This window comes from Agrobacterium deltaense RV3 (assembly GCF_900013505.1).
GTDB lineage: Bacteria > Pseudomonadota > Alphaproteobacteria > Rhizobiales > Rhizobiaceae > Agrobacterium > Agrobacterium leguminum.
In genome coordinates this window covers 1428039-1449510 of record NZ_LT009746.1, presented here as the reverse complement: position 1 = coordinate 1449510, position 21472 = coordinate 1428039, and the positions used below count along the sequence as shown (strand labels likewise).

Annotated in this window: 21 protein-coding genes and 1 pseudogene; 17 read left to right on the top strand and 5 right to left on the bottom strand. The window is 59.3% G+C overall.

The genetic code is table 11. The features are described 5' to 3' along the window. Positions 1–19 precede the first annotated feature (19 nt). The 6 genes from AGR7B_RS21020 (at position 20) to AGR7B_RS20995 (ending at position 6194) form a co-directional block, all read left to right on the top strand. Positions 20–1270 (top strand): MFS transporter, encoded by a 1251-nt coding sequence (locus AGR7B_RS21020; RefSeq protein WP_080857774.1) that lies wholly within the window; start codon positions 20–22, stop codon positions 1268–1270. A 58-nt stretch (positions 1271–1328) separates the two neighbouring features. Further along, a complete protein-coding gene (locus AGR7B_RS26545) occupies positions 1329–1547 on the top strand; it encodes a hypothetical protein (RefSeq protein ID WP_425352636.1) in 219 nt (72 codons plus the stop codon). A gap of 157 nt (positions 1548–1704) precedes the next feature. After that, positions 1705–2634: an MYG1 family protein gene (locus AGR7B_RS21010; RefSeq protein WP_080857773.1), complete on the top strand. Its 930-nt coding sequence runs from the start codon at positions 1705–1707 to the stop codon at positions 2632–2634. Between the two features lie 306 nt (positions 2635–2940). Continuing rightward, complete coding sequence (locus AGR7B_RS21005; RefSeq protein WP_059761233.1) at positions 2941–3489, top strand: TRAP transporter small permease subunit; 549 nt, start codon at positions 2941–2943, stop codon at positions 3487–3489. A gap of 18 nt (positions 3490–3507) precedes the next feature. Beyond that, positions 3508–5013 carry a TRAP transporter large permease gene (locus AGR7B_RS21000; RefSeq protein WP_065654907.1) on the top strand — a complete coding sequence of 502 codons (1506 nt, stop codon included), beginning with the start codon at positions 3508–3510 and terminating at the stop codon, positions 5011–5013. A 68-nt stretch (positions 5014–5081) separates the two neighbouring features. Beyond that, the gene (locus AGR7B_RS20995) at positions 5082–6194 is read left to right on the top strand and encodes a TRAP transporter substrate-binding protein (protein ID WP_065654906.1); all 1113 of its coding nucleotides are present in this window, start codon (positions 5082–5084) and stop codon (positions 6192–6194) included. Between the two features lie 62 nt (positions 6195–6256). On the opposite strand, the gene mctR is transcribed toward AGR7B_RS20995, so the two are convergent. The 3 genes from mctR to AGR7B_RS20980 form a co-directional block, all read right to left on the bottom strand. Next, positions 6257–6889, bottom strand: coding sequence for a two-component system response regulator MctR (mctR, locus tag AGR7B_RS20990; protein WP_059761235.1), 633 nt, complete (start codon positions 6887–6889; stop codon positions 6257–6259). Next, complete coding sequence (gene mctS, locus AGR7B_RS20985) at positions 6886–8283, bottom strand: two-component system sensor histidine kinase MctS (RefSeq protein ID WP_080857772.1); 1398 nt, start codon at positions 8281–8283, stop codon at positions 6886–6888. The genes mctR and mctS overlap by 4 nt, the downstream gene beginning before the upstream one ends. Positions 8284–8458: 175 nt before the next feature. Further along, positions 8459–9742, bottom strand: coding sequence for a cystathionine gamma-synthase family protein (locus AGR7B_RS20980; protein ID WP_065654904.1), 1284 nt, complete (start codon positions 9740–9742; stop codon positions 8459–8461). Between the two features lie 123 nt (positions 9743–9865). On the opposite strand from AGR7B_RS20980, the gene AGR7B_RS20975 reads away from it, so the two are divergent. Beyond that, positions 9866–10324 (top strand): Lrp/AsnC family transcriptional regulator, encoded by a 459-nt coding sequence (locus AGR7B_RS20975; protein WP_003521846.1) that lies wholly within the window; start codon positions 9866–9868, stop codon positions 10322–10324. Positions 10325–10379: 55 nt separating this feature from the next. Here AGR7B_RS20975 and AGR7B_RS20970 read toward each other — a convergent pair whose 3' ends face one another. Next, positions 10380–12068 (bottom strand): dihydroxyacetone kinase family protein, encoded by a 1689-nt coding sequence (locus AGR7B_RS20970; protein WP_080857771.1) that lies wholly within the window; start codon positions 12066–12068, stop codon positions 10380–10382. Positions 12069–12303: 235 nt separating this feature from the next. On the opposite strand from AGR7B_RS20970, the gene AGR7B_RS20960 reads away from it, so the two are divergent. The 10 genes and pseudogenes from AGR7B_RS20960 to AGR7B_RS20920 all read left to right on the top strand — a co-directional run bounded on the left by AGR7B_RS20960 (position 12304) and on the right by AGR7B_RS20920 (position 20328). Further along, positions 12304–12666: a hypothetical protein gene (locus AGR7B_RS20960; protein WP_065654901.1), complete on the top strand. Its 363-nt coding sequence runs from the start codon at positions 12304–12306 to the stop codon at positions 12664–12666. 84 nt (positions 12667–12750) lie between these two features. Beyond that, positions 12751–13143 (top strand): GFA family protein, encoded by a 393-nt coding sequence (locus AGR7B_RS20955; RefSeq protein ID WP_080857769.1) that lies wholly within the window; start codon positions 12751–12753, stop codon positions 13141–13143. 120 nt (positions 13144–13263) lie between these two features. Next, the gene (locus AGR7B_RS20950) at positions 13264–13569 is read left to right on the top strand and encodes a hypothetical protein (RefSeq protein ID WP_065654962.1); all 306 of its coding nucleotides are present in this window, start codon (positions 13264–13266) and stop codon (positions 13567–13569) included. A 26-nt stretch (positions 13570–13595) separates the two neighbouring features. Next, positions 13596–13963, top strand: a pseudogene (locus tag AGR7B_RS20945) (EAL domain-containing protein); the annotation flags it as partial. Positions 13964–14046: 83 nt separating this feature from the next. Then, positions 14047–15315 (top strand): sugar ABC transporter substrate-binding protein, encoded by a 1269-nt coding sequence (locus tag AGR7B_RS20940; protein ID WP_078052894.1) that lies wholly within the window; start codon positions 14047–14049, stop codon positions 15313–15315. Between the two features lie 13 nt (positions 15316–15328). Further along, the gene (locus AGR7B_RS26300; RefSeq protein ID WP_245317733.1) at positions 15329–15931 is read left to right on the top strand and encodes an ABC transporter permease family protein; all 603 of its coding nucleotides are present in this window, start codon (positions 15329–15331) and stop codon (positions 15929–15931) included. Continuing rightward, positions 15819–16418 carry a carbohydrate ABC transporter permease gene (locus AGR7B_RS26295; RefSeq protein WP_245317746.1) on the top strand — a complete coding sequence of 200 codons (600 nt, stop codon included), beginning with the start codon at positions 15819–15821 and terminating at the stop codon, positions 16416–16418. The genes AGR7B_RS26300 and AGR7B_RS26295 overlap by 113 nt, the downstream gene beginning before the upstream one ends. Continuing rightward, positions 16415–17296, top strand: a complete 882-nt coding sequence (locus AGR7B_RS20930; RefSeq protein ID WP_080857768.1) for a carbohydrate ABC transporter permease — start codon at positions 16415–16417, stop codon at positions 17294–17296. The genes AGR7B_RS26295 and AGR7B_RS20930 overlap by 4 nt, the downstream gene beginning before the upstream one ends. A 309-nt stretch (positions 17297–17605) precedes the next feature. Then, on the top strand, positions 17606–19363 hold the full coding sequence (gene ggt / locus AGR7B_RS20925) for a gamma-glutamyltransferase (protein WP_080857767.1): 1758 nt from the start codon (positions 17606–17608) through the stop codon (positions 19361–19363). Positions 19364–19629: 266 nt separating this feature from the next. After that, positions 19630–20328: a glutathione transferase, Atu5508 family gene (locus AGR7B_RS20920; RefSeq protein ID WP_080857766.1), complete on the top strand. Its 699-nt coding sequence runs from the start codon at positions 19630–19632 to the stop codon at positions 20326–20328. A gap of 382 nt (positions 20329–20710) precedes the next feature. On the opposite strand, the gene AGR7B_RS20910 is transcribed toward AGR7B_RS20920, so the two are convergent. Then, on the bottom strand, positions 20711–21472 hold the full coding sequence (locus AGR7B_RS20910) for an SDR family NAD(P)-dependent oxidoreductase (RefSeq protein WP_078052899.1): 762 nt from the start codon (positions 21470–21472) through the stop codon (positions 20711–20713).

The following is a 21472-nucleotide window of genomic DNA, read 5'->3' as shown; positions in this document are numbered from 1 at the left end:
CACTCGATAGGAGCTTTTCGTGTCTTCACAGATTTCCTCGACCTCGCCCACGCCCGCCACCGACCGCCGGATCTGGGCAGTCCTTGCGGTCGCCGTCGCAACGCAAACCGCGGGCTCGTTCGTATCGCAGGGGATTTACATCCTCGTGCCCTTCTGGCGGGAAGCATTCGGCATCTCCCTTGCATCCGCATCACTGGCCGTGACCGTCATGAACGGTGTGCAGATCGTGACGATGTTCACGCTCGGCCGCGCCATCGATATTCACGGTGAGCGCCGCATCGTCGGCATTGCCATGCTCGGCATGGCGCTCGCAATGGCCTGCGCGGCGGCATTCGCAAACAGCCTGCCGGCGCTGCTTTTGTGCATCACGTTTCTGGGCGGCACCTATGCTGCGGTCCAACCGGGCGGCACGCGGGCGATCATGCGCTGGTTCCCGCCTGCCAAGCGCGGCATAGCGACTGGGTTTCGGCAGGCTGCGGTTCCTTTCGGAACGATGATCGCGGCCGCCCTCCTCCCGTTCATGGCGGTTCGTTACGGATGGCATGCGGCAGCATGGCTCTGCGCCGGTGTTTCCGTCACGGGCGCCGCACTCTTCTGGGGTCTCTATCGCGAGGGAGGCGATGTGGCCGCAAAAACCGAGCGCCCGCTTTCCCTGGCAAAACTCGCCCGCGAGGTCGGGCAGAATTCGAGCTTCTGGCCCGTATTACGGCTTGGTATCGCCATGTCCGCGTTTCAATTCACCCTCACCGCGCACGTCATCGGCTTCATGGCGGATGGATTGGGGCTTGGCCTTTTTGCCGCATCGTCCATGTTTGCCGCAACGCAGCTTGCGGGCATTCCCGGCCGGATTTTGCTGCCATGGCTCAGCGACCGTTTCAGGCCCGGCCTTCGTACGCAATCCTTCGGCCTGGTATCCGTCATTGCCGCAGGCGCTGCCGCAATCCTCGCGGCACTGCCCATCGGCGTTCCGACGCCGATTATCCTCATCGTGCTTGTCGTGCTGGGAATATTCGGGATCGGGTGGTTTCCACTTTATCTTTTGCAGATCGCCGAAAGCGCACCGAAAGGTTCGATAGCGTCGACGATTGCCTTCGCTTCCACGATCTGCCTGGGTGTCATGGCAATCGGCCCCTATATATTCGGCCTTCTGGTCGATCATCTCGGCTACGGGGCAGCATGGTCCGCACTGATCGTGCCGGTGGTCGCAACAGCGCTGCCCCTCACAATCTCATCGCCGCGCCTGCCGAAAGCTCAGATCGGCTCTTCATGAAACGGGATAGGCGCGGTTCACCGAAACCGGCAAGGTGGTGGTGCGCGGCGAGCCGCAATTGGGCATCGTGACAGTCGGGCGTTTTCCGCTTGGACAGGATGACGTGACCGCGCAGGTCACGGCGGACCTCAACAGGGCAGGATATCTTGCCGAGGCAAGCGACGACATCCATGAGGACACCTCCGTCGCCATTCTCGGACGCGCCGCCTTTGACCGCTGGAAAACGAGCGGGAATGACCGGTCGGCACCCAACCTGTGGATCCTGAAGACGGCTTGAAACGCGGTGACAAACCGCCTTTCCTTCAGATCACGACGTCCAGCATATCGTTGCTTTTAGCCTCCATTGCGAATGGCGGGTTGAGATGCAGTCCGGCAAAGGGTATCAGGTGCCACTCCCAGGCGGAGCTTCCGCAAGCAACAAGGCGCATCCTGACATGATCCCGGACTTCCTCGTCACCCATTCCGGTGGCTTCCATGCCGACGAACTGCTGTCGAGCGTCGTGCTGACCCGGCTTTTCCCGCAGGCACGCCTGATCCGCAGCAGGGCGAGCGAATGGATCGCACCTGGCGCAGACCGCATCGTCTACGACGTCGGCGGTGTTTATGACGCGGCGAAGGGCGCCTTCGATCACCACCAGCGCGGTGCGCCGTTGCGCGAAGACGGTCAGCCCTATAGTTCGTTCGGACTGATCTGGAAGCATTTCGGCCGCGATTATCTCGCCGCCTTCGGGGTTCCTGAAGACCATATCGAAACCATTCACGCCTCTTTCGATGCCAGCTTCGTGCTGCCGGTCGATCTGGTCGACAATGGCGCGCTCAGCCCCTCCACCGCCGGGGCACTCGCCGGGCTGACCCTGCCCGTCCTGCTGGAAACTCTGAAGCCTGTTTTCGACGAGACAGATCCCGAAGCGGACAATCGCAGTTTCCACGCGGCGCTGGCCATCGCCCGCAGCTTCGTGGAGGCAAAGATTGCCAACAGCGCCGCGAAATTGCGGGCTGAAACGCTCGTGAGCCGGGCTATCGTGGATGCCGGCGACGGACATATTCTGGAACTGCCGATGGGAATGCCGTTTCGGCCCGCCATCAAGAAGGCGGGCGCCGACCATCTGCTCTTCGTCGTTCATCCACGCAACAATGACTGGTGCCTGACGGGTATCCGCCGCGAGGATGAAGGCTTTGAACTGCGGGCGGATTTGCCGGCGGCCTGGGCCGGCCTGACGGACAAAGATCTGGAAGCGGTTTGCGGCGTCGAAGGCGCGAGCTTCTGCCACAACGGCCGATTTGTCGCGGCGGCCAGAACCCGCGATGCGGCACTCGCCATGGCGGAGCTGGCGGTAAAAGAGGCGACCGCAGCCAAACAGTGACATCGCAGCCGACCGTGCGGGTGATACGCGTCTTGCGGTTTAAGCGGATTTGAACCGACGGCCGGTGTTCAGATGGGCTTCGCCCGGTGATCTTCTGGCAGGTGGAAACACGGATTTGGGCCGGCAGCGGGAAGCGAAATTAAGCCCCGATGCGGGTTTTGATCTTACCCATACCCAGTTCTCGGTACGTCTCAGGAAATTCGCCGGCGCGCGCCCTTGAGCGTCAGGCCACCATGGTTATCCTGCCCGAATTATGGCGGTCACACACGTATTGAGGAGTACGCGGCCGCTTTCGGGGAGGATATCATGAAGTTTCTGTTGGCCGTTTCGCGCGCCATCGATGCCGCCAATGCAGCCATTGGCAAAGGCATTTCCTGGCTGCTTCTCGCGGCTATTTTCATCAGCGCCATCAATGCCGTCATGCGCAAGGCGTTTTCGATGAGCTCCAACGCCTGGCTTGAATCGCAGTGGTATTTGTTTTCCGCCGTGTTTCTGATCGCCGCCGCCTACACGCTTCTTAACAACGAGCATGTGAAGGTCGATCTGGTCTACGGAAATCTTCCGCGCAAAGGGCAGCTGTGGGTCGACATTCTCGGGACCATTTTCTTTCTCATGCCCTTCTGCCTCATCACGGTCTATCTCTCCTGGCCGGTGTTTCTGCAGAAACTTGCTTCCGGTGAGGTTTCAAACAACACGGGCGGCCTCATTCAATGGCCCGTCTGGGCGCTGATACCGATTGGCTTCAGCCTTCTCGCCATTCAGGGCGTTTCGGAACTCATCAAGCGTGTCGCGATCCTGCGCGGCGATATTCCCGATCCCGTTGCAGAGGCTGACGCCGCGGCGGCAATGCTCTGATCGAAGGAAAAAACAACAATGGCATTCATTGCGGAAAATCTCGCGCCGATCATGTTTGCGGCGCTCATCATCGTGCTGTTGCTCGGCTATCCCGTGGCATTCGCGCTAGCCTTTGTCGGCTTTTTCTTCGGCTTCATCGGGATCGAACTCGGCCTGCTGCCAGCGACGCTGTTCCAGGCCATTCCCGATCGCATATTCGGCCAGATGTCGAACGAAACGCTGCTGGCGATACCGTTCTTCACCTTCATGGGGCTCATTCTTGAAAAGAGCGGCATGGCGGAGGATTTGCTGGACACGATCGGCCAGCTGTTTGGACCGGTCCGCGGCGGCATTGCGTTTGCCGTGATCTTCGTCGGGGCAATTCTGGCCGCCACCACCGGCGTCGTCGCCGCCTCGGTTATCTCGATGGGCCTCATCTCGCTTCCCATCATGTTGCGCTATGGTTATGACCGCAAGGTCGCCGCCGGCACGATCGCGGCTTCCGGCACGCTGGCGCAGATCATCCCGCCCAGCCTCGTGTTGATCGTGCTGGCCGACCAGCTTGGCCGTTCGGTGGGCGACATGTACAAGGGCGCGCTCGTTCCGGGTCTCATGCTCGTGGCGGCCTATGCGCTTTATATCATCGTGACCTCGATCATCAGCCCCACGAAAGTCCCGGCCCTGCCGTTGGAGGCGCGGACCCTGCGCGGCACCAAGCTGCTGCTCAAGGTCATCACCTCGCTGGTGCCGCCGCTCGTCTTGATATTCCTCGTGCTCGGCACGATCTTCCTTGGGATCGCCACCCCCACGGAAGGCGGTGCCATGGGTGCTGTCGGCGCGCTTGCCCTTGCGCTTGCCAACCGCAAGCTCAATTTCGGTCTGATCCAGCAGTCGCTGCACGCCACGGCGAAGCTGTCGTCCTTCGTGCTGCTCATCCTGCTCGGCGCGCGCGTCTTTTCCCTGACCTTCTATGGCGTGAACGGCCACGTCTGGGTCGAGCATCTGATGACATCGATCCCGGGCGGCGAGATCGGCTTCCTGATCGTCGCCAACCTGCTGGTCTTTTTCCTGGCCTTCTTCCTCGATTATTTCGAGCTGGCCTTCATCATCATCCCGCTGCTGGCGCCGGTCGCCGATGCGCTCGGCATCGACCTGATCTGGTTTGGCGTGATGCTGGCGGTCAACATGCAGACGTCGTTCATGCACCCGCCCTTCGGTTTCTCTCTGTTCTTCCTACGGTCCGTCGCACCGACGCGGGCCTACAAGGATCGGATCACGGGACAGACGATCCAGCCGGTCACCTCGTCCCAGATCTACCTGGGCGCCATTCCCTATCTGTTCATCCAGCTGACCATGGTCGTCATCATCATCGCCTTCCCCGGCATCGTGATGCACTACAAGTCAGGCGCCAAGGTGGCGGATCCTTCGTCCGTCCATATCAACGTTCCCATGCCGAGTGCGGGAACGGACGCCGATCCCTTCGCCAATCCTTTCTCGGCACCTGGCAACAGCGCACCGAGCTTCGGAAAGCCTGCCACCCCATGACAATCGGCCGGGCGCAAAAGCGCCCGCCGCAACAAAAATCGCTGACGTTCAATAGGAGGAGGTAATCTATGAAGGTCAACCCAGGTCGCAGACAACTCTTGTCGGGCGGCGTACTTGCAGGGGCTGCTGCGGCTGCTTCGGCACTTGCGACACCCGCCATAGCCCAGTCTTTGCCAACCGTTCGCTGGCGTCTCACGTCCGGCTTCCCGAACAATCTGGACACGATCTATGGCGGCGCCGTCGTCATGGCCAATGCATTGAAGGCGATTACAGGCGGAAAGTTCGAAATCCAGGTCTTCCAGGCCGGTGAAATCGTTCCCGGCGCCCAGGCCATCGACGCCGTGAAAGCCAATACCGTCGAGATTTCCCATACCTGCGGCTATTATTTCACCGGGAAAGATCCGACATTCGCCATCGGTTCGACCATCCCCTTCGGCCTGAACGCCCGCCAGCAGAACGCATGGCTCTACCACGGCGGCGGCAACGAGGCTTACAACGAATTCCTTTCCGATTACGGCGTCATCGGCATTCCCGGTGGAGCAACGGGCGCCCAGATGGGCGGTTGGTATCGCAAGGAGATCAAGAGCCTCGAGGATATCAAGGGCCTCAAGATGCGTATTGCCGGCGTCGCCGGACAGGTGCTCGCCAAGCTTGGCGCGGTGCCGCAGCAGCTTCCGGGCGGCGACATCTATCCGGCGCTGGAGCGGGGCACGATTGATGCCGCGGAATGGGTCGGTCCCTATGACGACGAAAAGCTCGGCTTCTACCAGATCGCGCCATACTACTATTATCCCGCATTCTGGGAAGGCGGACTGACGATCCACTTCTTCGTCAACAAGGACCAGTACGCAGCATTGCCTGATGAATACAAGGCAGCCCTCGACACCGCCTGCAAGGCCGCCAACATCAACATGCAGGCGCTTTACGACGTCAAGAACAAGGATGCGATCCGCTCGCTGGTTTCCAAGGGCACGCAGCTTCGCCCGCTGCCCCGCGATGTGCTCGACGCCGCCTATAAGGCGACCTTCGAGCTTTATGACGAGTACACCCAGAAGCATCCCGCATGGGCCAAGATCTATCCGGGCTGGAAGAAGTTCCGCGACGAGAGCTTCGAATGGTTCCGCGTCGCCGAATATACCTATGACAGCTACGGCTATGCCATGCAGACGGCCGGCAAATAAGCCGACATAGACTTACCGAGGCCCCTGGATGGCGACATTCCGGGGCCTCGGGCCTCTGGCACCTATTCTTTGATAAGCCCGTTATCGATCGCATAGCGGATGAGACCGGCGGTCGTCGCTATATCCAGTTTCCTCTTGATATTCTTGCGATGGGTTTCCATCGTGCGCTCGGCGATGTCGAGCGCGAGGGCAGCGTCGCGATTGCTCTTTCCGCGCGCGATCAGCAGCAGAACCTCCTGCTCGCGTGTCGTCAGCGCCTTCAGCCTGCCGGAAGACCCTTCCATCAGCACATCGCGAACGCCAGAGGAAAAATAGGTGCCGCCGGCAGCCACGGTTTCGATTGCGGCGACTATTTCTTCGGTCGCCACGTCCTTCAGAATGTAACCGGCCGCACCATACATGACCGAGGTCGATATATATTCCCGGCTGTCATGCATCGACAGCATCAGCACCCGGGCGGAAAGCTGCTTTTCCTTGAACAGCTCCAGGGCATCGATGCCATTGATCTGCGGCATGTTGATATCCATCAGCACCACATCGGGCCGCGTGGCGACAGCCGCGTCGATACCGGCCATGGCGGACACCGCCGTTCCAACGACCGCGAGATGCTCGTAGGTCTCGAGGACGGCCCTCAACCCATCCAGAACGAGAGGATGGTTGTCTATCAACAACACACGGATCGGATGAACGGTCACTCGGCGGCCTCCTGTAGGCCGCTATTGCGATCCTTCATGGCGGTAATGGGCAGCACTGCCCGCAGAACGGTTCCCTTTGCCGAGCTTTCGACATCCAGCCTGCCCCCGAAATGCGTCATGCGTTCCTGCATGTTTCTCAAACCGAGCCCCTTGCTCGCCGGCATCCCGTTTTCCGTCCGAACGGCCGGAAAGCCGCGGCCATTGTCGCTGACATCCATCTGCACCCGTTCGTCGCGACTGGAAAAACGGATGGCGACCTGCGTCGCGTCGGCATGGCGCTCGATATTGGTCAGCGCCTCCTGTGCGACACGGTAAAGCGCAACCCGTGCCTCCGGGACAAGCATATGCTTGAAGGCCACGGATTCAAGCGTCGCCGCAATTCCCGTGCGTTCGGAAAAACTCGAGATCAGGGATTCCAGAGCTGCCGTCAGCCCCAGATCGTCGAGGACACGCGGGCGAAGATCGTGTGAGATGCGGCGAACTTCCTTGATCGCTTCGTTCAGCGCAATGGCGCCTTTGCCGATTGCCTCGACAGCGCCGACATTATCCGGCGTGACCTTGCGCCGCGCGAGATCGATCGCAAAACGCACGCCGACAAGATTTTGGGAAATGCCATCATGCAGTTCCCGGGCAATGCGCAGACGCTCCTCCTCCTGGGTATCGATGATCCTTTGCATCAATTCCTTGAGCCGGCCATCCGCGAGCCGCTGCTGGCGCAGATTGAGCAGCATGCAGGTGGCAAACACCAGCAATACGGCGGGAACCGCAAACAGGGCGACGATCAGGAAGTTCCAGGTGATCGAATGCCGCAACTCCTCCTTCGCCGCTGCCGTCGTCGCAAAAACGTCGTCGAGGTAAACGCCGGTACCGATCATCCAGCGCCATTTGTCGAGGCCGGCCGCAAAGGAAAGCTTGTCGGCCATTTTTTTGGTGGAAGGCTTTTCCCACTTGTACTGGACCAGCCCTCCCCCCTTTTTCGCCTCGACGATCAGATCGTAGATCACCCGGTTGCCATCGGGATCGTGGAGATCCAGCCAGTTGTTCCCCGGACGGAAATTCTGTCGCGGATGGACCACGTTCAGTCCGTCATAGTCATAGACGAAGAAATAGCCGTCAGTGCCGTAGTCGAGACCGGTCAGGATGCGCTTGACCTCTTCCTTCGCGGCCTCGTCATCAGGTCCTGCCCTGTCATAGACCGAGCGGATCGCCGAAAGGGCAAGATTGGTGAGGTTAAGGAGTTCAGCCTCCTTTGCCGCGAGCATGTTTCGTTCGAACGCATCGATGCTCGTGCGCGCCAGCGTCATGGACTGCCACGCGATCAGCGCTGTGATGACGATAATCGCAAGAACGAGAGGCCCGATGGCCAATGCGAGAATCTGGCTCCTGAGTTTCATGCGCCCCCCGACACATTCATCTTGCACACTTCACTTCACAACACTTAATGCCGCAAATCGGCGACGTTGGAAAGCGAGCCGCGCGACGCGACCGTGAGTGACCCTATCCCGGTTTGCAACCTGAGGGCAGCTTTCAATCATTTCTGTGGCGCGTGGGGTAAGCCGCGTTCCCTCGTCAGGCCTGATCCAGGGCAAGCGTCAGGTCGGCGACAAGATCGTCGGGATGTTCGATGCCGATTGACAGCCGGATCGTGGAATCCAGCACACCGATGCGCTGGCGGACATCGGCAGGAACTCCCGAATGCGTCATCGTTGCAGGGTGAGACGCAAGAGACTCCGTGCCGCCGAGGCTTACCGCGAGTTTGAATATGTTGAGCGCATTGAGAAATTTGAAAGATGCGGCCTGCCCGCCGACGATGTCGAACGAGAAGGTCGATCCCGCGCCGGAGCATTGAGCAGCGAATACCCTGCCAACCGCGGACGCCGGATCGCTGAACGGCAGGTAATGGATTTTCTCGACCTTGGGATGCGTGTTCAGGAATTCCGCCACGACCCTGGCGTTGCTGTCCGCCCGCTCCATCCGGATCTGCAGCGTCTCAAGGGAACGTCCGAGCATCCAGCACGAATGCGGATCGAGCTGCGTGCCGATTGCTCCACGCAATGCCTTCACCTGTTTCATGACATCCTTCCGGCCGAGCGCTGCCCCGGCAATGAGGTCGGAATGCCCGCCAACATACTTCGTCAACGAATAGAGCGAGATGTCCGCACCGTATTCGATGGGCCGCTGGAACACCGGGCCGAGAAGCGTATTATCGCAGGCGATGATTGGCCTGTGCCCCTGCCTTTCGCTGATCACATCGGCGACCCGGCTCATCATCGAAATATCGACAATGCTGTTTGTCGGATTGGCGGGGGTCTCGATGAGGATGACGGAGACCCTGCCTTTCGCCATCGCCTCTTCTGCGGCAGCCATCACCGAGGTTTCGCTGACACCATCGGCGAAACCCACCGCCGAGACGCCGAAATTATGGAAGGTCTTGGCCAGCAGCGTCTCCGTGCCGCCATACAGCGGCTGGGAATGCAGCACGGTGTCACCGGGCCGGACAAAGGCGAAAAGCGTTGTCGAAATGGCGGACATGCCCGAGGAGAACAGCGCACAGCTCTCGGTGCGCTCATAAACCGCAAGACGATCCTCGACGATCTCGCTGTTTGGATGGTTGAAGCGCGAATAGACAAGACCCGCGCCCCTGCCCTCCGGCGGCTCCTTGCGGCCGGAGACGTAGTCGAAGAAGTCGCGCCCGTCTTCCGCCGATTTGAAAACGAAGGTCGATGTCAGGAACACGGGAGGCTTGACGGCACCCTCCGACAATTCCGGATCATAACCGTAATTGAGCATCTGGGTTTCAGGATGGAGAGCGTGGTTGCCGATATGGGTTTTGGACGGATGCGGCGCGGTCATTTCCGATGATCCCTCAGCTGGCGTTGAACTACCCGCAGGTTACACGCAGTGAAACCAAAATACCTTGCATTCTGATGCGTCAAGTTATCTCATGAAGCAATATATTGCGGAGAACGGTCATTTATGTCGCAAAAAATTGCAGACCCGATCGACAGGCGGATACTCAAGGAATTGTCTGCCGATGCGCGGATCACGAACAACGAACTTGCCGAGCGGGTCGGACTGTCGGCATCAGCGTGCCTGCGGCGGCTTCGACGCCTGGAAGAGATGGGCGCCATCAAAGGGTACTCCGCGATCATCAATCCGGCAATCGAGGGATGGACCATGACCGCCCTTGCGTCCGTCCGCCTCAGCCGCCAGCACGATGACGAAATCCGGATGTTCGAGGCAGCCGTTCTTGACTGGGACGAGGTTCTCGAATGTCATCTCGTCACGGGCCCGAGAGACTATATGCTCAAGGTCATGTGCGGTGGGCTGGAGGATTACGAGCGTTTCATCAAGGACAAGATTGCAAAGCTGAAATGCGTCGAGACCATTGAGACCAGCTTCGTCATGAACACCATCAAGGCGCGGCGCATCTGAGCTTCGCGGCCACGGCGGTAACCCGCTTTCTCATCAGGCCCGCCGCCCATCGGCGCTAATCGTTCCCGATTGCTTCAAGCCAGATGCTGACGGCGACAGCTCCCGCATCGGGATGTCCTATAGCTCGCTCGCCAAGATAGCTCGCGCGCCCGAGCCGCGGCTTCATAGACGCGGTCGCCTCGGCGCCTGCGATGCCTGCCGCCGAGGCGGATCGCCAGGCCTCGTCGGCAGAAGCTCCGGCTGCGAGCCTGTCCCGGAACGTTTCCGCCGCCGGATGAAGCGCATCTATCATCGTACGGTCCCCCGGTCTCGCACCACCGAGTTCCGAGACGGCAAGAACGGCAGCCACGAACGCCTCCGCCATCTGTCGGGGCGTCGGCTTTTCGATCCCGGCAAGATGGCGCGAAGCGCGCATCAGACCCGTGGCGTAAAAGGGGCCAGAGCTTCCGCCGATTGCCTTCCGCATCGCGTTTGCCATCGCCATCAAGCCACCGGACACATCTGCGAAGCTCTCCCGAGGCAGCGCCAATATTGCTTCGGCGCCTCGCACCATGCTTGTCCCAAGGTCACCGTCGCCCGTAACACTGTCCAGCTGCGTCAGTTTAGGCTCCGCGGCGATCAGGGCTCGGGCGACCCGCTCCGCCGCGGAACGCAGTCGTTCACCGGCGGCCGTTATCCTGATTTCCGCAGTCACGCTCTTCTTAACGTCTGCTGAAGGCAAGACGCGGTTGCGGTTCACCGCACCGCCGCGCGGCCATGCGCCGGCGTCGGTCGGCGCATCGATGAGGTTGAGCATTGCGTCGTCCACATGCATGACCGACAAAGAAAAGCCGGGCATATCGAGGGCGGAGAGGAAGGTACCGGCCCATGCCCGTTCGACCACGACGCCCTTTGCTTCCAGGCGCGTGACGGCGGATCGCGCCACGACCGCAAGTTCCATTGGCGGCGTCGATCCCAGTCCGTTGACCAGAAGCGCAACCCGGTCTCCGCTCTTCAGCCTGCCATCGGCTTCGATCGTCTCGAGGACCAGCTTCACAAGCTCGTCCGCCGATGCGATGGACATCCGCCGGACGCCCTGCTCGCCATGGATGCCGAGCCCGACTTCGATTTCAGCGTCGCCAAGGACGAAGCCCGGTCTGCCGACGGCAGGGAGCGTGCAGGAGCCCAGCGATATTCCCATGGAGGACAATTTCCCAGCGGCTTCCCGGGCGATGCGGGCCACCTCTTGAAGGGGAAGTCCCTGCTCCGCGGCCGCGCCGGCGAGCTTGTGAACGAGCACTGTGCCTGCAATACCCCGACGGCGATCGTCGGGAACTGTGTCCTTCAAGGCGACATCATCGGCAACGACCACGATTTCGACCGGAATTCCTTCAGCTCGCGCCAGCTCGGCCGCCAATCCGAAATTCAGCCGGTCGCCCGTGTAGTTCTTGACGATAACCAGAGCGCCGGCGGGTCCGGCCGCAGCCCTGATGCCGGCAAGAACCGCATCGGTGCTTGGCGAGGTGAAGACATCGCCTGCCACCGCAACGGTTAGCATGCCCGCGCCGACATAACCCGCATGGGCTGGCTCATGCCCACTGCCCCCGCCCGACAGCACCGCCACCCTGCGCTTTTCCGGGGCCTGAAGGCCAGACCGGATAACGACATTCTCATCCGCAAGCAGGACCGTCGCGGGGCTGAGGGCCACCACGCCTTCGAGCATGTCCCGCACGACGGTGGCTGGATCGTTGATGAGCTTCTTCATGCCTTACTCCTCGATGCCGTTCGTTGGCCGGCGGGGACGCGCACGTGCCCTGCTGACCGTGAACAAGCACGATCTCCCGGCCAATTTCAAGTTCCAGCTATTCGAACTCGCGACATCGATTGTGGGCGCGCGAGGGAAACACAGGTGCATATCCGCCATTGCCTCTCGTGGCGGAGGCGCTATCATGATCGCGCTGTAGGACGGTAAGCTTTGGGAGGAGCGATACGTGAGACGGATGTGGCCAGACGAATTTGCGTTTCTGCTGGACGGTGCAGAAGAGGTTGACCTACATATTCCATCGACGGCGCATGACGATGGTTCGCCCGGAAAAACAATATCCAGAAAGGCCTTGAAAGCCCGGATCAGCCAGCAGGATTTTGAAAATATCTGGCATCTCGCAGAGGCCCGCTACCGGCTGAACGGCAGGTTCTCTGACAAGGCGATTACGCTGATCGCCAACAACCCCCACTACCAGAAATGGCACCCTTCCGACGGCGGCAGCATCGAAAGCGTCTCCGATAGCGGTCAGAAATACACGACACGCTATGTGATCGTGCATTTTCTTCTGGATGATGTCAGCGAAGCTGTCGAAGCCTGAGATCCGGAGGGGCGGTTCCTGCCGGTGAGTGGTGGAGGGGCCTCGAAAGCCATATTTCGGGGATTTAGAACCGGGAGCAACAGTTTGCGCTTGGCCCATTGCTCATGTCGTCAGCTAACTGTCGTGACAAACGCAGAACCCCGCAAGGTCTCCGTTTGTCACTGCCGTGCGTGCCAGCATCGTACCGGCTCAGCGTTCGGTGTCGCGGTATTTTATGAAGCCGATCAAGTTACTGCGTCGGGAGAATACCAAACCTACATGCGGCCCGGAGATAGCGGGAAGAGCCTGGAGTTCCGCTTCTGCCCCGTCTGTGGATCGACCGTCTATTGGATACCGGAATTTCGGCCCAATCTCGTCGCCATCGCCTTGGGCTGTTTTGAAGATGCAAGCGCTATGGAACCAACTCAGAGCGTTTATGAGGAGACCCGCCATGCTTGGGTTTCCCTTTCTTTTCGAGATTCTGGAGAGAGACGTTAACGGGCAAATTCATTGCAGGGACGTCGAATTCCGTCGGATCGATACAGGGTCATACAAAGTTTGAGTTGACCCTCTTGGACGGTGAGGTGAGACTTGAATGCCTGAACGATGGGGGAAATGATGGATCAACCACACCGATGGCGCCATATGGCAAGCGCGCCGAAAAACGGAGATCGGATTCTCATTACGATACGTCCGTCCGAACAAGGGCCATCCCAAGTAGACCTTGCGTACTGGTCGAAGGGCGACCAGTACGGTTCAGAAGGCTGGCGTGCCTCAGACTCGTCGCCAGGGCGGATCATCGAATACTCGGAGCCGGAATTGAAGTGCTGGATGCCTATGCCCTCAGCCAATACCGATGGCCTTGCGATGCCCGCTCCCTGGGAAGGTGACGATGCCCGGGAGCTTGATGGGTCCGGGATCTGAGGATAAACGCCAAAGCAATGAGCCCGCGCAAGGCGGGACATTCCATCGCGATAGACGATTTCGGCACCGGCTATTCCAGCCTTCAATATTTGCAGGGGCTCCCATGGATGCCCTGAAGATCGACAAGTCCCTCGTCGACACCATTGGCAGAAACACGGCAACCAGCACCGTTACGCTGCATATTATCGGAATGGCTTGGGAACGTGGCCTGTTGACCGTCGGCGACGGAATCGAGACGGACGAGCAGGCAGCCTATCTGCGGGAACACGGCGTGGACTTCGCTCAGGGCTTGCTTTTTTCGAGGGCCCGGCCTGCCCCCGAAACGCTTTCGCTCGGCTCCTTCACTTCTCCGTGCTGTTTATTTTTCGAACGCTTCTTCTGGTCGCGTTCTTGAGAAGGTGCAGCGCCAGAACGCAAATTTTCTGCGGAACAATCGGTAGATGTTGAAGTTACTCTTCTTCAGGAGGAGGACAATCTATGATCACCAAAGCCATCTTTGTGGGGGCAGCCGCTGCCTTGACGACGCTTTTTTCCACTGTGGCACTGGCGCAGACCGACCTGACCATGTGGTATCACGGCGCGGGCAATGTGGAAGAACGCAAGATTCTGGCCGGCATCATCGAGGACTTCAATTCGTCCCAGTCGGACTGGCGGGTCTCGCTTCAGGAATTTCCCCAAACCGCCTATAACGAATCCGTCACCGCCGCCGCGCTCTCCAACAAGCTGCCAGACATTCTGGATGTCGACGGCCCGAACATGCCGAACTGGGCCTGGTCCGGTTATCTGCAGCCACTGCAGATCGACGAGGCAAAGCTTGCCAATTTCCTGCCCGGCGCGGTGGGAAAGTGGGGAGACAAGCTCTATTCGGTCGGCCTGTGGGACGCGGCTGTCGCGGTCTTTGCCCGCAAATCGGTTCTCGATGAAAATGGCATTCGCATTCCAACGCTGGACCGGCCGTGGAGCGGCGAGGAATTTAATGCCGCGCTCGAAAAGCTCGCGGCCAGCGGCAAGTTCGAATATGCGATCGACCTCGGTATGGCCGATAAAACCGAATGGTACAGCTATGCCTTCAGCCCATTTCTGGAAAGCTTCGGCGGAAGCCTGATCGACAAGGAAAATTATCAAACCGCCGAGAACGCCCTTAACGGAGACAATGCCATCAAGTTCGGAGAATGGTGGCAGTCCCTGTTCCAGAAAAAACTGGCACCCGGAACATCGCAATCGCCTGCCGACCATGAAACCGGCTTTCTGGAAGGCCGTCACGCGCTGCAATGGATGGGCAACTGGGTTGCGGTGAAGGCTCTGGAGAAATATGGAGACGACCTGCTGTTCCTGCCTGCCCCTGATTTCGGGAACGGTCCGAAGATCGGTGCAGGATCCTGGCAGTTTGGTGTATCGGCCACCAGCAAGCATCCCCAAGGCGCATCCGCCTTCATCGAATTCGCCATACAGGACAAATATCTCGCGCAGTTCTCCGATGCGATCGGCCTGATCCCGGCCACGTCTTCCGCAGCCCAGATGACGGAGAACTATAAACAGGGTGGCCCGCTCGAAGTTTTCTTCGAGCTCTCCAAGCGTCAGGGAACGTTGCGCCCGGTGACGCCGGCTTACGCCTTCATCTCGCCGGTGTTTTCGAAAGCGGTGTCTGACATTGCCAATGGCGCGGATGTCGCCGATACGCTGGACAACGCGGCCGACGAGATAAACAACAACATAGAACGCAATTCCGGTTACCAACCCAAATAGGGGAAGGTTGTCGATGGCGCTCTTGTCTTCAAAGGGAAAATTGACCCGGGACAGCTTTACGGGCTGGTTCATGGCTGCACCGGCGATGGTGCTGATCGGGCTGTTCCTGATCACGCCCTTTCTGCTGGGGCTCGGGTTTTCCTTCACCAACCAGCGGCTGACATCTCCCAATCCGACCGAGTTTGTCGGCGTTGAAAATTACACCCGGCTGCTGGGTATCGGCGTGTTGAAGCTTGAGCCGGAAAGGGAGGCGGATGGGAGCCTCAAGCAGGATGCGGATGGCGCAACCTCCTATCCGCGAATTCGCACTTTCACCCGCAACAATCCAGACTATCCCCATCTGGACGGGATGCGGGAATATAAGAGCTTCAGCTGGGGTGAGAACCAGATCGTCATTCTGGCGCGCGACGTCGTGTTTTTTGACAGCGCTCGTCAACACGCTTTCCTTCGTGGCGGTCGTTGCCCCGGTTCAGGCGGCGCTGGCGTTGTTTCTTGCCCTGTTGGTGAACCAGAAGATTCCCGGCGTCACGATTTTCCGCGCGGTCTACTTCATGCCCGTCGTGCTGTCGGTTGTGGTGGTGGCGTTGCTCTGGCGGTTTATTTATGCGGCGGATAACGGGCTCCTGAACAGCCTTTTGAGTTACATGAGCTTCGGGCTGTTCCAGCCAGTCGACTGGCTGGGCAGAACCGATACCGCCCTGTGGGCCATTCTGGTCATGTCCGTCTGGCAGGGGGTCGGTTTTCACATGGTCATATGGCTTTCCGGCCTGCAAACTATCTCTCCGGATCTTTACGAGGCAGCCGATATCGAAGGCGCGAGCCGCTGGCAGAAGTTCAGCATGATAACCTGGCCGCTGCTGCGCAACACGACCGTGCTAATTATCATCGTCATTACCATGCAGGCTTTTGCCCTTTTTGCGCAGATCGATGTGATGACCAAGGGCGGCCCCCGCGATTCGACGCAAAGCATCGTCTATCAGGCGGTTGAGCGGGGATATCGACAGCAGGACATCGCGGCAGGTTCGGCAATCTCGGTCGTCCTCTTCCTGCTTGTCCTGTGCATCTCACTGACCCAACGATACCTGACAAGGGAGAAGCAATGATGCAGGCCGGACAACGCAAGAGCCTCGCTTTTCTCATCGGCAACTATGTGCTCATGCTCGCTTTCGCGGCGATCTTCATTTTGCCTCTCTTGTTCATGGGCTTCTCGTCGCTGAAACCGAACGACCAGCTGCTCAGTGATGCGACCTCGATACGCGCTTTCCTGCCGGTTGGAGATCTTTCGCTTGAAAACTACACCGCGGCTTTCGCCCGGGCGCCGATTGCGACCTTCATATTCAACTCGGTTCTGGTAACGGCCGTTACCGTGTTTCTCGCCCTGCTGCTTGGCTCGCTTGCCGCATTCGCTTTCACCTTTTTGAACTGGCGCGGAAAGGATATTCTCTTTTCGGTCATCCTCGCCACGCTCATCATTCCCTTTGAAACCATTGCCGTGCCGCTGCTGCTCGAAGTCAACAATCTGCCATGGATCGACAGCAACGGGTTTACCTGGGGATGGCTCAATTCGTGGCATGTGCAGATCATCCCATGGATCGCAGACGGGCTGACGATTTTCCTCTTCGTGCAATATTTCAAGGATCTGCCAAAGGAGTTGCTGGAGGCGGCGCGCATCGACGGGGCCAGCTGGCTGCGGATTTACGCACAGGTGGTGATGCCGCTTAGCGGCCCGGTCATCGCAACGGCTGCGATCCTGAAGTTTCTCGTCATGTACAGCCAGCAATATCTATGGCCGCTTCTCGTTACCCAGTCCGAGGCCTACAGGCCGGTGATGGTGGGGCTGCAATATTTCTTCCAGCTCAACACACCCTGGGGTGAGGTGATGGCCTATCTCACCATCATCACGCTGCCGGTGCTGATCTTTTATCTCTGCCTGCAGAGGCTGTTCATCTCCAGTATCGCGGCAAGCGGGATAAAGGGATAGCGCCCCATCCTGCACGGGGTGAAGGCCTGACACAGGGCGATAGTGAGAGAATGCACTGGGACTTGCGGGAGCTTGCTGCATTCCATTAGCGCCGAATATTCTGGCCAACCCGGAGGCTGTTGTGTTTTCTTACGAACTTGAACGCTGAACGGCGCCCGGCAGATCGTCGTTCCAGATTGGCTGATTACACTGCCATTAAAATCGAATGTTTGACCGGGAAGGGCAGTCGCCCGAGAGTTGATCTTAAGCGCCCTGCGAGATTTGCCCTTCTCACATTCATGGTTTGCGCCGCTCTGAAGGATGAGGCCGATGAAAATGAGATTTTTCTGTGAGGCTGTTGTTGCCTTGATGTTTTCCACCGCAATCGCCTCCGCCCAGCAGGCGTCCGACACGGTGGCGCCGGAAAAGGCAACCGGGCTTGCCACCGCCAAACGTGTCGAGTCGAAGAACTTCATGGTCGCCGCAGCCAATCCGCTCGCGACCAAAGCGGGACGCGACGTGATCGCCGCAGGCGGCAACGCCATAGATGCGATGGTGGCGGTGCAGACTGTGCTGGGCCTCGTTGAACCGCAAAGTTCCGGTCTCGGCGGCGGCGCCTTCCTCGTCTATTACCACGCTAAAACCGGCAGGCTGACGACGTTGGACGGCCGGGAGACGGCACCGATGGATGCCACGCCAAAGCTCTTCCTGGATGACAAAGGTCAGCCGCTTAAATTCATGAACGCAGTCATCGGCGGTCGTTCCGTTGGCACGCCGGGAACGGTGCGACTTCTGGAGGAAGCTCACAAACGCTATGGAAAGGCGGAATGGGCAAGCCTACTGAAGCCGGCGGAAACGCTGGCGACCCACGGTTTTCAGGTGTCGCCGCGCCTTGCCTCGCTGATCGCATCAGAAGGTGACCGGCTGAAGACATATCCAGAAGCGCGGTCCTATTTCTTCGACACCTCCGGGGCCGCGCTGCAGGCCGGTGCTCCGTTGAAGAACCCGGCCTATGCCGAGACGCTTGCAGCGATCGCCAAGGGCGGCGCCGATGCCTTTTACAAGGGGAAAATTGCCGAGGCGATCGTCAAGACGGTGCGCGAGGCAGCCGACAATCCTGGCGTACTGTCGCTTTCCGATCTTTCCAACTATCGCGTCATCGAGCGCGAGCCAGTCTGCTTTATCTATCGTGCACTTGACGTTTGCGGCATGGGACCGCCCTCGTCAGGCGGAATCGCCATCGGCCAGATGCTCGGCATGGCGGAGAATTTCGATCTGAGGTCGCTGGGGCCGAAAAATGTCGAAAGCTGGCGCATTATCGGCGACGCGCAGCGTCTCGCCTTCGCCGACCGCGAGCGTTACGTCGCTGACACCGATTTCGTGCCGCTACCGGTCAAGGGCATGCTGGACAAGACCTATCTAGGGGAGAGGGCAAAGCTGCTCGACGGCGACAAGGCGCTGGCCAAAGACGCGGTCAATGCCGGTGAGCCGGAATGGGACCACGCGCTGCTTTTCGGCCGGGATGCCGCGCTTGAGTTGCCGTCGACGAGTCATTTCGTCATCGTCGACAAGGAAGGCAACGTGGTCTCGATGACGACAACGATCGAAAGCGGCTTCGGCTCGCGTCTGATGACGAATGGCTTCCTGCTGAACAACGAGTTGACGGACTTTTCCTTCAAGACGCATGACGGCGGTCTGCCGATCGCCAACCGCGTCGAACCCGGTAAACGACCGCGCTCCTCCATGGCCCCCACTATCGTGATGAAGGATGGAAAACCGCTGCTCGCCATTGGTTCGCCCGGAGGAAGCCAGATCATCGGCTATGTGGCGCAGGCGCTGATCGCCTATATCGACTGGGGCATGCCGGTGGAAGTGATCGTCGCCCAGCCGCATCTCATCAACCGGTTCGGTACCTATGACATCGAGGCCGGCACCAGCGCGGAAGAACTGGCCGGTCCGCTGAAGGCGCTTGGTTACGAGGTGAAACCGGGTGAGATGAATTCCGGTCTGCATGCTGTCGAAATCACCGCCGAAGGCTTGGCCGGCAGCGCCGACCCACGACGCGAGGGAGTGGTGATGGGGGAGTGAACGCTCAGCCTGCGGAAAAACGGCGGCCTGAAGAGACTGAGCATAGCGTTCGTGTGGAGGTTAGATGATTACCCCGCAGGGTGTTCTGTTTTTAGCGAGGAAACCGTAAATAACAGGGCCTTACGTCCAAAAACAACTCTTGCTGCGCCATGGAAGCCGTCAAAGCGTCAGAGCATTCCTTGAGTTCCATTTTTACTCTTAGTGCACGTCGGGGAACTGGTAACAACCAACGCCGTTCGATGTTTGCATGACCAATGGAGGAAGGCATGAAAAACTTCGCCCTTTATTACTGGCCAGTTCCTTTTCGAGGTCAGTTCATCCGCGGAATTCTGGCCCATTGTGGGTACTCCTGGGATGAACACGATGCCGATGCGATTGAAAATATTATGGATTGTGCGGTGGAAAAGCAGCCGGTTGCCTTCATGGGGCCACCGGTTCTGATTGACCGTGAGCGCAATTTTGCGATCTCCCAGATGCCGGCGATCGCCATCTACCTGGGTGAACGGCTGGAGATGTTGCCGACAACTATTGAGGGCCGCGCACTCAGCGCCAAGATCGTTAACGATGCCAACGATGTCCTTGATGAGTTGACTCTCAACGGCGGGCGCGAAATGTGGACACCTGAGAAATGGGAAGGGTTCGTCCCACGCCTGCAAAAATGGATCCGTATTTTCGCGGATACCGGGGCACGAAACGGCTTGAGCTCTACTTCCGGCTTTATGCTCGGAACAGAAAAGATTGGCGTAGCAGATATAGCGACTGCAATCCTTTGGACTACGGTCGCCGACCGGTTCCCTGTCATTCAGGGCATCATTGAGGATACGTCACCGACAATCTGGGGCCTTTCCAGAAGAGTGGTAGCCACAACTTCGCTGGCCGCCTTGAACGATAAAAGTTTCGAGGAATACGGCAACGCTTATTGCGGAGGAGAGATTGAGAAATCGCTCCGGAAGGTAGCGGGTTGATTTACGTCTGCGCGGCGCCATCGCTTTGTCTGCCATCCAGCCGGACAAAAGTCTTGAAGAGATACGCACCCCCGACGCACCATTTCACAGCCACGCAGTTGAAAGGAACCCGAACCAACACCAATGTCATTACAGAAGTCCGATGGCGCAAGCCTACCTCTTTTCAAAAGCGGAGCCGATGATCTTCCGCGAGAGAACGACGCCAAAGAACCGGCACAATCCATTTGTCACTTAGCAGGCTGCAGACTCCGTTTGACGGAATGGGTCTGAAGTGTCTGTCGTCCTCTGATCCGCGCGATGGGCCGGCATCCCGAATATGCAGGAATCTCGGGATACGCAGCCTTGTTGCGAATGCTAGTAGCAAGCCGTGCCGGCAAATCCGTCAATATCCACCTGTCAGAAAAATGTTCTCCCCGGTCATGAAACTGCAGGCCTGCGACGACAGGAAGATGGCGGCCCCCACCATTTCTTCCGGCTGCCCGGCACGGCCCATCCAGTTCAGCGTCCGGACGTATTCCCCCCAGCCTTCGGGATCCTCATCACGACGGTGGGCATTGCGGTCGGTGTCGATGAGGCCGGGCGCGAGTGTGTTGAGCAACACATTGTCGCGCGCATAATCCCGCGCCTGACTCTGGATCAGATTGTGCTGCGCTGCCTTGGTGGCGGCATAGGCGGTGACGATGCCCTTCGGCCGCAGCTGATTGACCGAACCGATGGAAACCACCCTGCCCCATTTTCGGGCCGCCATGCGCGGCAAGGCCGCCTGCAGCATATCCACCGTCGAGCCCAGATTGACCGCCAGCTGAAACGCCAGATCGTCCGCTGTCAGTTCCGAAAGCACGGCGTTGATCTGGGCGCTGGCATTGATGACAAGAATATCGACCGGCGCAATCGCCTCGGCCCGTTCGATGAGATCACGACCGGCACCGGGTTCGGACAGATCGCCCGCCAGTTCCTGCGCCGTGCCGCCGCTTGCGACGATCCGGTACTGCACGGGCGCAGCAGCGCCCGGCTTTACGCCATGCAGGATGACACGGGCGCCCGCGCCCGCCAGCCCCTCGGCAATGGCGGCGCCTATGCCACGGCTGGAACCGGTGACGAGCGCCGTGCGGCCCGTCAATCCAAAGACGCTTTCGAGACGCAT

What these genes read in the sequence shown, in the direction of transcription:
- AGR7B_RS21010 (WP_080857773.1), top strand. Translation starts at nt 1,705, where the DNA reads ATGATCCCGGACTTCCTCGTCACCCATTCCGGTGGCTTCCATGCCGAC.
- AGR7B_RS21005 (WP_059761233.1), top strand. Translation starts at nt 2,941, where the DNA reads ATGAAGTTTCTGTTGGCCGTTTCGCGCGCCATCGATGCCGCCAATGCA.
- AGR7B_RS21000 (WP_065654907.1), top strand. Translation starts at nt 3,508, where the DNA reads ATGGCATTCATTGCGGAAAATCTCGCGCCGATCATGTTTGCGGCGCTC.
- AGR7B_RS20995 (WP_065654906.1), top strand. Translation starts at nt 5,082, where the DNA reads ATGAAGGTCAACCCAGGTCGCAGACAACTCTTGTCGGGCGGCGTACTT.
- mctS (WP_080857772.1), bottom strand. Translation starts at nt 8,283, where the DNA reads ATGAAACTCAGGAGCCAGATTCTCGCATTGGCCATCGGGCCTCTCGTT.
- AGR7B_RS20980 (WP_065654904.1), bottom strand. Translation starts at nt 9,742, where the DNA reads ATGACCGCGCCGCATCCGTCCAAAACCCATATCGGCAACCACGCTCTC.
- AGR7B_RS20975 (WP_003521846.1), top strand. Translation starts at nt 9,866, where the DNA reads ATGTCGCAAAAAATTGCAGACCCGATCGACAGGCGGATACTCAAGGAA.
- AGR7B_RS20970 (WP_080857771.1), bottom strand. Translation starts at nt 12,068, where the DNA reads ATGAAGAAGCTCATCAACGATCCAGCCACCGTCGTGCGGGACATGCTC.
- AGR7B_RS20960 (WP_065654901.1), top strand. Translation starts at nt 12,304, where the DNA reads ATGTGGCCAGACGAATTTGCGTTTCTGCTGGACGGTGCAGAAGAGGTT.
- AGR7B_RS20950 (WP_065654962.1), top strand. Translation starts at nt 13,264, where the DNA reads ATGGATCAACCACACCGATGGCGCCATATGGCAAGCGCGCCGAAAAAC.
- AGR7B_RS20940 (WP_078052894.1), top strand. Translation starts at nt 14,047, where the DNA reads ATGATCACCAAAGCCATCTTTGTGGGGGCAGCCGCTGCCTTGACGACG.
- AGR7B_RS26300 (WP_245317733.1), top strand. Translation starts at nt 15,329, where the DNA reads ATGGCGCTCTTGTCTTCAAAGGGAAAATTGACCCGGGACAGCTTTACG.
- AGR7B_RS20930 (WP_080857768.1), top strand. Translation starts at nt 16,415, where the DNA reads ATGATGCAGGCCGGACAACGCAAGAGCCTCGCTTTTCTCATCGGCAAC.
- ggt (WP_080857767.1), top strand. Translation starts at nt 17,606, where the DNA reads ATGAAAATGAGATTTTTCTGTGAGGCTGTTGTTGCCTTGATGTTTTCC.
- AGR7B_RS20920 (WP_080857766.1), top strand. Translation starts at nt 19,630, where the DNA reads ATGAAAAACTTCGCCCTTTATTACTGGCCAGTTCCTTTTCGAGGTCAG.
- AGR7B_RS20910 (WP_078052899.1), bottom strand. Translation starts at nt 21,472, where the DNA reads ATGCGTCTCGAAAGCGTCTTTGGATTGACGGGCCGCACGGCGCTCGTC.